The sequence below is a fragment of the Anaerolineae bacterium genome (genome assembly GCA_025062375.1).
GTDB lineage: Bacteria > Chloroflexota > Anaerolineae > SpSt-600 > SpSt-600 > SpSt-600.
The window spans coordinates 1-13,006 of the sequence record JANXAG010000044.1 but is presented as its reverse complement, the minus strand read 5'-3'; the positions used below and the strand labels follow the sequence as shown (position 1 = coordinate 13,006).

Annotated in this window: 11 protein-coding genes; 6 read left to right on the top strand and 5 right to left on the bottom strand. The window is 53.8% G+C overall.

Features of this window, described 5'->3' with window-relative positions:
- The 5 genes from NZ653_09135 to NZ653_09115 all read left to right on the top strand — a co-directional run.
- Nucleotides 1–771, top strand: a 771-nt coding sequence (locus NZ653_09135) for an ABC transporter permease (GenBank protein MCS7287284.1), incomplete at its 5' end; no start/stop codon positions are given.
- A gap of 14 nt (nt 772–785) precedes the next feature.
- Nucleotides 786–1,655 carry an ABC transporter permease gene (locus NZ653_09130; protein MCS7287283.1) on the top strand — a complete coding sequence of 290 codons (870 nt, stop codon included), beginning with the start codon at nt 786–788 and terminating at the stop codon, nt 1,653–1,655.
- Nucleotides 1,656–1,875: 220 nt separating this feature from the next.
- The gene (locus NZ653_09125) at nt 1,876–3,207 is read left to right on the top strand and encodes a UDP-glucose/GDP-mannose dehydrogenase family protein (protein MCS7287282.1); all 1,332 of its coding nucleotides are present in this window, start codon (nt 1,876–1,878) and stop codon (nt 3,205–3,207) included.
- The gene (acpS, locus tag NZ653_09120) at nt 3,182–3,553 is read left to right on the top strand and encodes a holo-ACP synthase (GenBank protein MCS7287281.1); all 372 of its coding nucleotides are present in this window, start codon (nt 3,182–3,184) and stop codon (nt 3,551–3,553) included. The genes NZ653_09125 and acpS overlap by 26 nt, the downstream gene beginning before the upstream one ends.
- Nucleotides 3,550–5,784, top strand: a complete 2,235-nt coding sequence (locus NZ653_09115; GenBank protein MCS7287280.1) for a DUF2079 domain-containing protein — start codon at nt 3,550–3,552, stop codon at nt 5,782–5,784. Before acpS ends, NZ653_09115 begins: the two co-directional genes overlap by 4 nt.
- 28 nt (nt 5,785–5,812) lie before the next feature.
- Here NZ653_09115 and NZ653_09110 read toward each other — a convergent pair whose 3' ends face one another.
- Nucleotides 5,813–8,362 (bottom strand): hypothetical protein, encoded by a 2,550-nt coding sequence (locus NZ653_09110; GenBank protein MCS7287279.1) that lies wholly within the window; start codon nt 8,360–8,362, stop codon nt 5,813–5,815.
- Between the two features lie 235 nt (nt 8,363–8,597).
- On the opposite strand from NZ653_09110, the gene NZ653_09105 reads away from it, so the two are divergent.
- Entirely contained in the window at nt 8,598–9,680 is a 1,083-nt protein-coding gene (locus NZ653_09105) for a pyridoxal-phosphate dependent enzyme (GenBank protein MCS7287278.1), read from the top strand.
- On the opposite strand, the gene NZ653_09100 is transcribed toward NZ653_09105, so the two are convergent.
- Genes NZ653_09100 through NZ653_09085 form a run of 4 tightly spaced genes read right to left on the bottom strand, consistent with a single transcriptional unit; the run spans nt 9,664 to nt 12,841 of the window.
- The gene (locus NZ653_09100; protein ID MCS7287277.1) at nt 9,664–10,773 is read right to left on the bottom strand and encodes an ABC transporter ATP-binding protein; all 1,110 of its coding nucleotides are present in this window, start codon (nt 10,771–10,773) and stop codon (nt 9,664–9,666) included. The two genes, NZ653_09105 and NZ653_09100, sit on opposite strands and share 17 nt — an antisense overlap.
- A complete protein-coding gene (gene modB, locus NZ653_09095) occupies nt 10,770–11,399 on the bottom strand; it encodes a molybdate ABC transporter permease subunit (GenBank protein ID MCS7287276.1) in 630 nt (209 codons plus the stop codon). The genes NZ653_09100 and modB overlap by 4 nt, the downstream gene beginning before the upstream one ends.
- 4 nt (nt 11,400–11,403) lie before the next feature.
- Nucleotides 11,404–12,141: a molybdate ABC transporter substrate-binding protein gene (gene modA / locus NZ653_09090; GenBank protein ID MCS7287275.1), complete on the bottom strand. Its 738-nt coding sequence runs from the start codon at nt 12,139–12,141 to the stop codon at nt 11,404–11,406.
- Nucleotides 12,083–12,841 carry an alpha/beta fold hydrolase gene (locus tag NZ653_09085; GenBank protein MCS7287274.1) on the bottom strand — a complete coding sequence of 253 codons (759 nt, stop codon included), beginning with the start codon at nt 12,839–12,841 and terminating at the stop codon, nt 12,083–12,085. The genes modA and NZ653_09085 overlap by 59 nt, the downstream gene beginning before the upstream one ends.
- Between the last annotated feature and the right edge of the window lie 165 nt (nt 12,842–13,006).

Genomic DNA, 13,006 nt, shown 5'->3' with positions numbered 1-13,006 from the left:
ACTCTGGGAGCAATGTTCATAGCCTGTCTGTTCGGAATAACGGCGGGCATTATCGCGGCCTATTACCACAATTCCGTCCTTGACTTAGCCACCATGGTAGGAGCTCTGATAGGGGTATCAATGCCAGTTTTCTGGCTTGGCCTCATCCTCATGTACGTATTCGGCTTTAAGCTTAAGTGGCTTCCCCCTTCCGGCCGCATAACCCCCGGTATACCCATGCCTCCCATCCCTGAAGTTTACAACATAAACCTTACCGGCCCTATCGGCGAAAAGGTGATGTGGTTCCTCTATTTTCTTTCCAACTTTTACATCCTTAACAGCCTGGTTACCGGAAACTGGGAAGCCTTGGTGGATTGCCTAAAACACCTCGTCCTTCCCTCCATTGCTCTCGGGACTATCCCCATGTCTATAATAGCCAGGATGACTCGCTCCAGCTTGCTGGAGGTCCTTTATCAGGATTACATCCGGACGGCCAGGGCTAAAGGACTCAAGGAAAGGGTGGTGGTCTTCCGGCACGCCCTCAAGAACGCTTTCCTGCCTGTAATAACGGTCATAGGCCTCGAGCTTGGTTACCTTCTGGCTGGGGCAATCCTTACTGAGACTATCTTTTCCTGGCCAGGTATGGGCAGACTTGTGGTGGACCGCATCCTGGCCAGGGATTATCCGGCTGTCCAGGGCAGCGTGCTGGTTATCGCTGTCCTATTCGTCTTAATAAACTTGGTGGTGGATATATCCTATGCCTACCTTGACCCCCGCATAAGGTATGAGTGATTTAAGGGGAGGTGATGAAGGTGGAGATTGGAGTACCTGCTCAGACAAGCCTCTTCAGGGATGCCCTAAGGAGGCTTTTCCGGAACAAACTGGCGATAATAGGGATGGTCCTTCTGGGAATTTTTGTCTTCTGCGCCATCTTTGCCCCCTGGATAGCTCCTTACGACCCCCTCGCTCAGGATATCACCAGGCGCAGGGAGCCCCCTTCCTGGAAACACCCCTTCGGAATTGATGAGGTGGGGAGGGACCTTTTAAGCCGTGTAATATATGGAGCGAGAGTATCTCTTTCCGTAGGGGTAGCCTCGGTCTCCCTGGCCATAATAGTAGGGACTTTGATTGGGGCAGCTTCGGGTTATGCCGGGGGATGGGTTGATAACATAGTTATGAGGGTCATGGATATAATGCTGGCTTTTCCGAGCCTGCTTTTAGCTATTGCCATTGTGGCCATTCTGGGGCCAGGGCTTTTAAACATGCTCTATGCCATCGCTTTCGTCTCAATACCGGTCTACGCCAGGATTGTGAGGGCATCGGTTCTGGCGGCCAAAGAAACCGATTACGTGCTGGCTGCCAGGGCTATAGGATGCTCCTCAAGCCGCATCCTGTTCCGTCACATAATGCCCAACTGTTTAACTCCCATCATAGTCCAGGGAACCCTCGGCATAGCGACGGCCATACTGGACGCAGCCGGATTGAGCTTTCTCGGGCTCGGGGCTCAGCCTCCTACCCCTGAGTGGGGGGCGATGCTCGGCCAGGGACGGGGCTCTGTTTTCACTGCCCCTCATGTTGTAATATTCCCAGGCCTTGCTATAATGCTTACTGTACTGGGCTTTAACTTGCTGGGGGATGGCCTGCGGGATGCCCTTGACCCAAGATTGAGGGTGTAAAAAACCCCCGCCCCTGAACCGGCAGGGGTGGCAATAAGGGAACCCGATGGTGCCCCCAAACCACCTCTGAAGGGGATTATGAAACGATGGTGAACCATCGGTTATCGGGACTTGAGGAAACTGGAAAGGGCGGAAAAAATCCCCGTACTCTCCCTGGGGATTGTGCCCTGAGCCTTTCCGCGATCGGGCAAGGTTAAAACATAAATTAAAGGAGGTTGCCTTGAGGGAGATAGCTGTCATCGGAGTGGGATACGTTGGCCTCGTAACAGGGGCCTGCTTTGCCGATCTCGGAAATAAGGTTTGGTGTGTAGATATAAACGAAGCCAAAATTGAAAGCCTAAAAAGAGGCAAGGTCCCCTTCTTCGAGCCCGGCCTTGAAGAAATAGTCCGCAGGAACCTCAGAGCTGGCCGCATATACTTCACCACTTCTTATCCCGAAGCTATCAAAAACGCCCAGTTCATCTTTATCGCAGTTAACACCCCTGAAGGGGAGGAGGGGGAAGCGGATCTCTCCTATGTGGAAGCTGCCGCCAAGGAAATAGCCAGAAATCTGGACCACCCCGTAATAATTGTGAACAAAAGCACTGTTCCCATAGGCACGGGAGACTTTGTGGCGGAGATAATCCGGGAAAACATGACCAATCCCTCCGTCCCCTTCTGGGTTGTCTCCAACCCCGAATTCCTTCGCGAAGGCTCTGCCGTCTACGATTTCATGAATCCTGACCGCATTGTTTTAGGTTCTACAAATCGGGAGGCTGCTGAGAAGGTAGCTGAACTTTACGCCCCCCTTCAGGCTCCAGTAATTATCACTGATCTTCGCACCGCCGAGATGATAAAGTATGCCTCTAACGCCTTCCTGGCTACGAAAATTTCCTTCATAAACGAAATCGCCAACATCTGCGAGGCCCTGGGTGCGGATGTTAAAGTGGTGGCCATGGGGATGGGCCTTGACCACAGGATAGGCTCCGAATTCCTTGGGGCGGGGATTGGATGGGGAGGGAGCTGCTTCCCCAAAGATGTGAGGGCTCTGGCCTACATGGCTGCCACTCACGGTTGTCACCCCCAGCTCCTGCGGGCCGTCATTGAGATAAACCAGGACCAGCGCCGCAGGCTTGTCCACAAACTGAGGAACCTTCTGGGCGGTAGCCTCCGGAACAAAGTGGTCGGAATCCTCGGCCTTGCCTTCAAGCCCAACACCGATGACATGAGGGAAGCCCCTTCGGTGGAAATAATCCACATGCTCCAGCACGAGGGAGCAAAGGTTAAAGCCTATGACCCCGCTGCTATGGAGAACGCCAAGGCTATCCTCAACGGAGTAGAGTTCAAGGAAGACCCGTATCAGGTCGCCCAGGGAGCCGATGCCCTCATCCTGGTCACGGAGTGGAACGAATTCAAGCAACTGGATATGGAACGCATAAGGAATCTGATGCGTCAGCCCATCCTCATAGACGGGCGCAACATATACGATCCGGAGAAGATGAAAGCGCTGGGCTTCATTTACAGGGGCATAGGAAGGGGCTTCGACGGTGCAGGCATTTCTGGTGGGAGTTGACCTGGTAGAGTTGGAGAGGGTGGAAAAGGCCTGCCAACGCTGGGGAGAAAGGTTCAAGGCCAGGGTCTTCACTCCGGATGAACTAAAGCTTTGCGGTGGATATATTCACTGCCTGGCGGCCCGTTTTGCGGCCAAGGAAGCAGTGGCTAAAGCCCTTGGCACGGGCATAGGGCCCATAGGCTGGAAAGAAGTGGAAATCCTTCGCGATGAATCAGGCAGGCCTTGCCTCAAACTTTCAGGGAAAGCCCTCGCCAGAGCCACAGAGCTGGGAGTAAAAGGCTGGAATATAAGTCTGGCTCATTCCAGGACCACGGCCATAGCTTTTGTAATCGGATGGAAGGGATGAGAAGATTCCTGTCCGGCGCTATCCTCTTCCTCATGCTTTCTCTATATATCCTGGCCATCGGCAGTTTCTCCCTTGCCCGACACTGGTCTTTCCAGACCGCAATGTTTGACCTTGGAGTTAACCACCAGGCCGTCTGGTTTACACTGCACGGACAGCTTTTCCGTCAGACTGAGGGCTCATCCCTTGCATACCACTTTGAACCCATAATCCTTCTGCTTGCTCCTTTTTTGCTCATCTGGGATAAGGCTGAAACCCTCTTGATCCTTCAGACTTTCCTCCTTGCCCTCGGCGCTATTCCCCTGTTCCTGATGGCACGGGATAAACTCAAGAACGAGTTTGTAGCCCTAACTTTTCCTCTGGTTTATCTTCTCTCCCCGGCCCTTCAGGCCGCCAACCTGGCCGATTTCCACACTGCACCTCTGGCCGTTCCCTTTTTCCTGTTCGCCTGCTACTTCGCCCATCGCCGTTCGGTTGTTCCCTTTCTGACTTTCGCTATCCTTGCAATGTTAGCTCGGGAGGACATGTTTTACCTGGCTTTTCTCCTGGGGCTCTATTCCTTCTTCAGGTTATCCCCGAGGTTGGGGATCGCTCTCATGGCTATAAGCCTGCTCTATGGTGCCTGCGCGTTTATTATCATCATACCCCACTACGCAAGGGAGACCTTTGGAGAAAATTACCTTTACGTTGCCCGCTATCGGGATCTCCGAGGCTTGAAGGAAGCCTGGGGCCTGATCCTCTCCCGGGGACCCGGATACGGAGCTTTCCTGTTGGCTCACACCGGTTTCCTCTCCCTTTTAGCTCCTGAAATCCTGTTCTTTTCAGCCCCCTTCTTTCTCCTGAACGTCCTCAGCAATTACCCCCCTACTTACACTGGAGAGCAGCATTATTCTGCAATTTTTCTTCCCTTTTTAACCGTTTCCGCCCTTCTGGGGATGACCAGGCTTAAGGAAAAAGTTCGCCCGGTGCTCTCGGCCTGGATGGTTGTTGGAGCACTGACTCTGCATTTCGTGAGAGGTTTTACCCCCCTGGCCTGGAACGTTCCCTTTCCGGAAGTAACCCCTCACCACCGTTTGCTTTCCCGTTTTGAGGCCCTGATTCCCCCAGAAGCCCCTCTTTCCACCACTGTGGGTTTATACCCGCATTTTACTGATAGGGCTGGAGTTTACCCATTTCCTTCCACTGGGGTGGCTGATTTTATCCTCCTGGACGTGACCTCTACCACGGACATGCATCCGAACGATTTTCACAGGGAATTCCTTAAGCTTCTGGATGGAGGGTTCGGAATTGTGGAAGCGTCTCACGGCTATATCCTCCTCCAGAGGGGCAAAAGCCGCCGGGAACTTGGGGATGAATTCTTTGATTTTGCCAGGGTAAAAGACCCTCGCCCTTCATACCCTGCTGAAGTCTGTTTTGAGGGTAAACTTCTGTTCAAAGGGTTAGACCTGATCAGGTATCGGGAAGGGAAACTTCTTACAGTGCGAACTTACTGGGAACCGCTCGCATCGCTTCCCGAAGGCTTTAAGATAAACGTTTCCCTTCTGGACGAAAAAAGCCGGCCCTTTGCCGGAAGCCTTTTCCATCCTCTCCCAACCCTTATCTGGTATCCGCCACCCCTGTGGAAAGTGGGCGAAACGGTGGCGGTGGAAACCATTCCCTGGGATCTCGGGCAATACTTTGTGGTAGCCTTAGAGGTTTCGGCAGGGGAGAAGTGGAAGGTCAAAAATTTCAGATCTGAAGGCCCCATAGTGCTTTTATATGGAGATACAATGGTTCAGGTTGCAGGTTTCAGGCGCAGCTCAAGCTTTCTGTGCCGGCTTGTGCCTCAAGAGCGCTGTCCCTTTGAGCCGTCAGGGAAGGGGGAGCTTGTTCCCCAAAGGTATGTTGAGGTAAATTTCGGCGGGCTCATCAGCCTTGTGGGATACGATTTGAATCCGGGGAGGCCTCTGCATCTCACCCTTTACTGGCGCGCCATTGATGTGATTCCAGAAGATTACTCCGTTTTTATCCATGTTCTGGATGAGAAAGGGCAAAAGGTGGCCCAGAGCGATGGTCCTCCTTTCTGGCTTACGGCTATGGGTACTTCGTCCTGGGTCCCCGGCCGCACTTACCGGGACGAGCGGGTTCTGGATGTACCTGAGGGCAAGTATAAACTGGCGGTGGGAGTTTACCGCTGGCAAGATCTTTCCCGCCTCCCTGCAGGGAATAAGGATTATGTTCTCATAGAACCATAATGGCCCTGTCACAGGAGGGGGCTTTCTATCAGATCAACTTAACTCGCTCCCTGGTAAGAGAATGGGCTTCCTCCATCGCAGTTGCGTATATCGTGATGGGGAAACGCCCATGGAAGGGGCTGATCCGGGCCCCCAGCGCGCTCGCTCCCCAGAAGAGCCAGGCCAGCGGTCGCACAAAGCCTGCAAGATTTGCTGCCTGCCGAACCTCTTCCAAAGTTGCGTCATCCCAGCCCCCGAAGAAGCCGTAGAAGAAAGCGAACAGCGGATAGGAGGGCAGGATGCCGATGAAGAAAATGAGGACACTGGTCACCTGATCGCCCTGCCAGATAAGGCCTGTGAGCCAGCGCAGGACCAGGTAGTGGGCTGCTCCTGCCAGAAGCGGGGCTCCCAGCGATTGCCAGAAATAGAACCGCTGAGGGAAGCAGAGCCGGTGGTTGATGAAGTAGGCCACGATATCTTTGGTCAGCAGGGCCACGAAGTAGGCGAAGATAAGGGCATTGATCTGGTAGCGCCGCAGCAAAATAAGCGCCAGGAGGATGCGGATGGCCTGCTCTCCTGCTACCAGGATGGACTTAAGGTATGGGCGGTTGGCCCCCAGCTGGACGTTATCTCCCACCCATGAAGGGTACTGGATGGCACCCCAGATAATGAGGGGGATGGCATAAGTGGCAGCTCGGACAAATTCTGGCCCTGATGCTCCCAGGATGAAGCGGTCGGCTACTGCCAGGAGCACAGCGCCGATGAAGGCGCTTATCAGGCCACCCCACTTGTAAGCCATCACCGAGTAATACTGGCTCAACACCTTCCGGGCATGAGAGATAGCCTCGGAGATGGAGGACATCAGGTTGGCGTAAAGGGTGTGCAATACGTTGTAGGCGAAGACGAAGTTCTGGGCCAGAGTCCAGTTTCCCCAAACCTCATTGTAGTTGACCAGCCGAGTCTGGGTGATGAGGATCTCCAGGGCCTGGCCTGCTGCCCAGGCAATGGACCCCAACATTTCAAAGACTCCGAAGCGCAGGGCTTCTTTGACGATGCTCCAGTTAAAGTGGGCCAGGAAGAGGAGGCGGGGATTGTAGCCCAACCGCCGGTAGAGCCAGAGGCCCAGCAGAAAGGCAAGAAGTTCGGAGGCGTAGGCAGCCATCCCCATCCCCAGTACGCCCCCCATCGGCCCGCCAAAGACAGGGTTTGCTGCTCCCCATCGCACCATCAGCGTCACCAGCACCGGCTGGGTGATGATGGGGAAGATGAGAGCCAGGGCGATGTCCAGCGTCTGGGCGTAGTCAAACCGCTGCCAGGCCATCAGCCCGTGCCGCATCACCTGGTAGAAACCAGGGATCTGGATAAAGGTGTGGATAATGACGCTCCAGGTATAGAGGGCGTAAGGGGTTCTGGGGAGGAAAGTGCCCGCTACTGCTGTCACCATCGCCACCTGAAATGCGCCGGATAGGGCCTGCCACCAGACGAAAACCTGCCCATACTGAATGGCCCGGCGGGGATCATGGACCCGGTACTGGGCGAAAAATTTGATGAAGGCGGCACTGGTGCCCAGGTCAAAAAGCAGCCAGAGGAAGTTAAAGAACTGGACCACCCGTCCCCAGATGCCCAGAGCTTGGGCGGAGGGGAGAATGTAAGCGGGGAGGATGAGGTTCTGGTAAATAATGAGGGGGATGAAGAGGACAATGCCCATCATCAGGGCCACGAAGAAGCCCGCCAGAGGGCGGTGGAAGCCGATCTCCTCCCAGGCCGTTCCAGCCTCACGAGCGATGAAATCCTGCCGGTCAGCCACCAGGACGTCCAGCAGTTCCGGATGGGCGCGGCTGTAGCGCCGAACGGCCCAGAAAATCAGCACGGCTACTGCCAGCATCCCTGCCAAAAGGATATAAAGGATAAGACGCTCCCGCGCGTGAGGCACCGGAGAAGCTGGATAATCGGCGAAAGAGACGGGGGTCCGGCCTGCTACCCGCATCGTTAAATGGTAGATGAAGTAGTTGAAATAGCCCCAGTCCTGAAACTGGGGATTGGCCTCGCCTAAAAAGGCGTTGAAGACATAAGCCCGTCCGTTCTGGGCAGACCACAGGACCCAGGAGCCGTCCTCAAATCCCACCACCAGGGCTGTCACGCCTGAGGCAGGCGTTTTCACCTCAAGGCGCTGCCGGATCTGCGGTGCGCTGGTCCACACGATCTCAGTGAGCAATGGGTCGTGAACCCTCTCCACGCCGATCAGGCTGAGGGGATCCTCCCGCGCTTTCAAGGTGACCGGAAAGCCCAGCAGAGTTTCCACCTGAGAGGTGGAGACATTTGGGCCCAGGATGAGCACTAAGCCAGCCCCTCCCCGAACTAGAGCCGCAAGCCTTTCGGGCTCGGGTATAGAGCCATTGAGGAAAAGGACGTCAGCCTGGGCTGGGTCGTAAACCAGGCGAAAGGCGGGGGCTATGGTCAGGGCTGTGAGCGCTCTGTCTTCAGGTCCGGCGTAGTAGACCTTAAGCGGAGAGGAGCCTTCAGCTAGAGCAGGAAAGGCGGGGAAAGAAAGGGCCAGGAAAAAGATAAAAACAAGGCAAATCGCACGAACTTTAAGCATAACACCTCCTTTGTTTTAAGCTTAAACGAATTTTTCGGATTCTGCAAACTTTCCGGTTCTGCTATCCGGTTGCTTCACATCCCTCCCCCAGGTGTGGGACCGGAGCGACGGGAAACCCTGCAAAGTGCCTTGTCCTGTTATATATAGAAGTTTCTTGGCCCGATTGCCATCTTCCTGAACCTGCTTTATTATATACCCGAATAGAAGGTAGCCCTATTTTTGTGGGAGGGGAAAATTGGAGTTCACCTGTTCTGCCTGCGGTCGTTCTTACCCTCCGACCACCACCCTCTGGCGTTGTCCGTGTGGTGGGTATTTCAACCTCCGCAATCCGAAGCCTTTTGCTCACCATAGAATCCATCGGGGAACCTTTTCTCTGTGGCGATACCGGGAGTCGCTTCCAGAAGTTGGTGAAATTGTATCCATGGGGGAGGGTTTAACACCTCTTGTGGAAGCCGAATGGAGAGGGATGCCTCTTCATTTCAAACTGGAGTACCTTTCACCCACGGGTTCTTTCAAGGACAGAGGGACCGCTGTGCTGGTGAGTTTTCTCAAGAGCGCAGGGATTAAGGAGGTGGTGGAAGATTCATCGGGAAATGCGGGAGCTTCTTTGGCCGCTTATGCAGCGAGAGCCGGGATAAAAGCCCGCATCTTTGTTCCGGCTCATGCTTCTCCGGCCAAGAAAGCCCAGATAGCTATCTACGGTGCAGAGTTGGTGGAAGTGAAAGGGCCCAGGGAAGAAGCCGCCAGAGCCGTCTGGGAGGAGGCGGAAAAAGGCTATTACTACGCCAGTCACTACTACAATCCCCTAATCCTGGAGGGGATGAAGACGGTTGCCTATGAAATCTGGGAGCAGCTTGGCAGGGTTCCTGATGCCATGGTGCTTCCGGTTGGGCACGGGACCTTGCTCCTGGGCCTTTACGAAGGGTTCCGGAATCTTCTGGAGACGGGCCTTGTGGACTCCATGCCCGCATTGTATGGGGTTCAAGCCAGAAACTGCTCACCCCTCTTTGAAGCTTTCCGCCTCGGAATTGAAGAAATTCCCGACTACACCCCGGGCCCCACCGTGGCCGAGGGCATAAGTATAGCAAAACCCCTCCGGGCAAAGGAAATTCTTCGGGCGGTTAGGGAAACCGGCGGAGGGATCTTAGTGGTGGAGGAGGAAGAAATTCTCAAAGCCAGGAAGGAGCTTGCCCTTGAAGGTTTCTTCGTAGAACCGACTTCGGCGGTGGCTGTGGCGGCGCTGGACCACCTCCATGACCTTTCGGGCAAGACTGTTGTGGTTCCCCTAACAGGAAGCGGCCTTAAGAGTCCTGGATAATATGCAGAGCGCTCTTTTTGAGGGAGACCAGCACTTCTTTGCCAACTCCGAGTTCCAGGCGTATATAGGCGTGGGCGGGGATTGAAATTTCTAAATCGTAATCCTTTCCCGTTTCCACCGGGCGCACTTTGAAGAAGAGGGTATAATGGTCGCCCTTGTGAATTTCCCGCACTATAACTCCGCTTATGAGGTTTTCTCTGATCCCACCTCGGAGGGGTCTATCAGGTCTTATGATCATTACATCTTCGGGCCGTATGCAGAAAGTAATTTCTGAGCCAGGTGATGCTTCGTGGGGTAAGGCCTCAAAGACAAAGCCTTTCCAATCAATGTAAACTCCCTTTTCGTCCCTGCCCAGCACTTTCCCTTGCATAATATTCCTGGCTCCTATGAACTTAGCCACGGCTCTGGTGCGGGGGTGCCGGAACACCTCCTCTTTTTCTCCAATCTGTTCAATTTTTCCTGCGTTTACCACAGCCAGCTTGGTGCCCATGATAAAGGCATCTTCCAAGTCGTGGGTTACCAGAATTACTGGGATTTCCATTTCTTCCTGGAGTTTCAGAAGGTCGGATTGAAGCTTGTGTCGCACTGGTTTATCCAGCGCCGAAAAGGGCTCGTCCAAAAGGAGGAGGCGTGGTTCAGCCGCCAGGGCTCTGGCTATAGCCACCCTCTGCTTCTGACCTCCTGAAAGTTCGTGGGGGTAGTAGCTTTCAAGGCCCTTCAGACCCATTTTCTCCAGGAACATCTGTAAAATTTCCCGCCTTTTTGCTTTGTTTCTGCATCCGTAAAGGATATTTTCCGCCACTGTCATGTGGGGAAAGAGGGCATAATCCTGAAACACAAAGCCTATACGTCGCAGGTGAACGGGGACATTCACCTTCACCCTTTTGCCATCGGAAGAGAAAAGCACCCGACCTTCTAGCTCAATGAAACCCTTTTCGGGGGTCAAGAGGCCGGAAAGGCACCGGAGGATAGAAGTTTTGCCGCTTCCCGAGGGGCCGAAGAGCACCAGCACCTCTCTTCCCAGCTCAAAGTTTATATTCAGAGAAATTTCTCCAAGCTTTTTAGAAAATTGTGCTACTAAAACGGGCATCATCTTGCCTGAAGTTTGTTTACTATCAGGATAAAAATGAAGGCCAGGAAGACAGTGATTACCACCCAAAAGGTGGCTGTATCCATCCGGTTAGCCTGGACGGCGGTGTAGATAGCCAGAGGAATAGTTCTGGTTTTGCCTGGAATGTTCCCAGCCACCATCAGCGTAGCGCCGAACTCCCCGAGGGCTCTAGCAAAACTCAGAATGACCCCTGCCGTTATTCCCCGGCTTGCTAAGGGCAGGGTTACGTCCAAGAAAGCTTTCCAGGGGGGAACCCCTAGGGTCCTGGCCACCATCTCGAGCGATGGATCTACACTTTCCAGGGCACTCTTGGCTGCCCTGAACATCAAAGGCAGGGCTACGATCCACGAAGCCATAACGGCTGCTTTCCAGGTGAAAAGCCAGCCAAGCCACCCTAAGGGGCCATCCCGGCCCATTATCATCAGAAGGTAATAGCCCACAACGCTCGGCGGAAGGACAAGGGGCAAAGTCAAAAAAGCTTCTAAGAGGGTTTTGCCCATAAAATGAACCCTGGTGACCAATATAGCCAGCGCGAGTCCGGTTACGGTAGCTAAAGCCGTAGCGGTGAGAGCTACTTTTAAAGAGAGCAAAAGAGGGCTCAGATCCATTCTTTCATTCCTCCAGAACCTCAAAGCCATGCTTTTTCAGGATATTTTTGCCCTCTGGCCCGAGGAAGTGGGCAATGAAATCTCGCGCGCATTTTTCGTGCTTCGCCCCCTTTACGATGGCCAGACTCTGCTCAAGAGGGGTGTAGAGTTCTTTTGGGATTACAAAGTAGTGGCCCTTCAGGTCCAGGACGAGGGAAAGGGAGGTGATGGCGGCGGAAGCACTGCCCACTTCGGCGTACTGGGTTGCTTCGCGAAGGTTTTCGGCGTAAACGAGCTTATCTTTCAACTCCTCCCAGAGGCCGGCCGCCCTTAGAGCCTGAACGGCAGCTTTTCCCGAGGGAGCATACTCGGGGTTGGCTACCGCTATCTTTCCAGGGATGTAAATCAGTTCTCTGAGGTTTTCAAGACGAGGCCCGTCCTCTGGAATCCAGACCACTAGGTTTGTCCGGGCATAGGTCTTTATGCTCTCTTCAAGAACATAGCCTTCCCTCGCCAATGCCTCAATGTAATCCTTATCGGCTAAAATCAGGAGGTCAAAAGGGGCTCCCTGCCGCACCTGCTGGGCTATCTGGCCCGAGGATGCGTAGCTTATGTTGACTTTGCATCCTCTGAAATCCATTGCCACTTCATCCAGGGCTTTCATAACCGTCGGTGCTGCTCCGATGTTGAATTCTTCAGTGGGCTCACGGCAACTCTGAAGGGCCAGGGCCAGAATGCTGACGGATAAAATTAAGGCACGCATTGAAGACTTCCTCCCGGGCGATGTCTTCAGTTATCACATGCCCGCTTTTCTCTATCCATATGATGGATTTCTCGGCTGAACCGATGCGCTGGATGAGATAGAGAGGGTTTTCCGGTGGGACTGATCTATCAGTTTTGGAATGGATAAAAAGCACCGGGGCTTTAACCATGGGCAGTTCCCTTCTCATGTGGGCCAGGAACTGGAGGAGCTGTTCTATGGATCTGGTGGGGTAAACGGAGTAATCCAGGTGCCACTGAGGAACGGTTGGATCAAAGAAATCCGATGGGCCCTTTTTGACGAAACGGATGAAATGTTTGGCTATGGGCAGGAAGAAGAGGCGTGGGTCTTTGATGAAGGCTGGAGCTGAAAGGGCTACGACGCCGTCAACGCTGTAGTGAACTGCCAGATGGAGGGAGAGGGCTGCCCCCAGGGAGAGGCCAATCGGGAAAATTTTATAGGTCAGCCTCTGAAGTTCTTGGTACCCTTCTAGAACGGAGTTAAACCAATCTTTCCAGGTGGTTTTTTCCATATCCAGAGGGGAGGTTCCGTGGCCGGCTAAACGGACGCCTTTCACTGTGAAGCCATGTTCTGCCAGGAATTCTCCCAGCCTCCGCATCTCATTAGGGGTCCCCGTAAAGCCGTGGACTAAAAGGCATCCAATTTCGTTGCCGGGGAAGAAAAAGGGTTCAGCGCTTATCATATGTCTCCTCCTGTTTTTCCTCCGGAAAAGGAGTATAACATCAGCCTCGGGGTTCAGCAAATTGCTGTAACTGCTCATTTTGGCTCTGATAGGTATAGATGGTTTGCCCACCCTCGTGGGCTAAGGGTTTGCCACGGTTAAGGTCCCACTCTTGGGCGGGATGCA

Excerpts from the sequence above, each read along its gene's own strand:
- modA (MCS7287275.1), bottom strand. The coding sequence starts at position 12,141 with ATGCGTGCCTTAATTTTATCCGTCAGCATTCTGGCCCTGGCCCTTCAG.
- NZ653_09100 (MCS7287277.1), bottom strand. The coding sequence starts at position 10,773 with ATGATGCCCGTTTTAGTAGCACAATTTTCTAAAAAGCTTGGAGAAATT.
- NZ653_09130 (MCS7287283.1), top strand. The coding sequence starts at position 786 with ATGAAGGTGGAGATTGGAGTACCTGCTCAGACAAGCCTCTTCAGGGAT.
- NZ653_09085 (MCS7287274.1), bottom strand. The coding sequence starts at position 12,841 with ATGATAAGCGCTGAACCCTTTTTCTTCCCCGGCAACGAAATTGGATGC.
- NZ653_09110 (MCS7287279.1), bottom strand. The coding sequence starts at position 8,362 with ATGCTTAAAGTTCGTGCGATTTGCCTTGTTTTTATCTTTTTCCTGGCC.
- NZ653_09115 (MCS7287280.1), top strand. The coding sequence starts at position 3,550 with ATGAGAAGATTCCTGTCCGGCGCTATCCTCTTCCTCATGCTTTCTCTA.
- modB (MCS7287276.1), bottom strand. The coding sequence starts at position 11,399 with ATGGATCTGAGCCCTCTTTTGCTCTCTTTAAAAGTAGCTCTCACCGCT.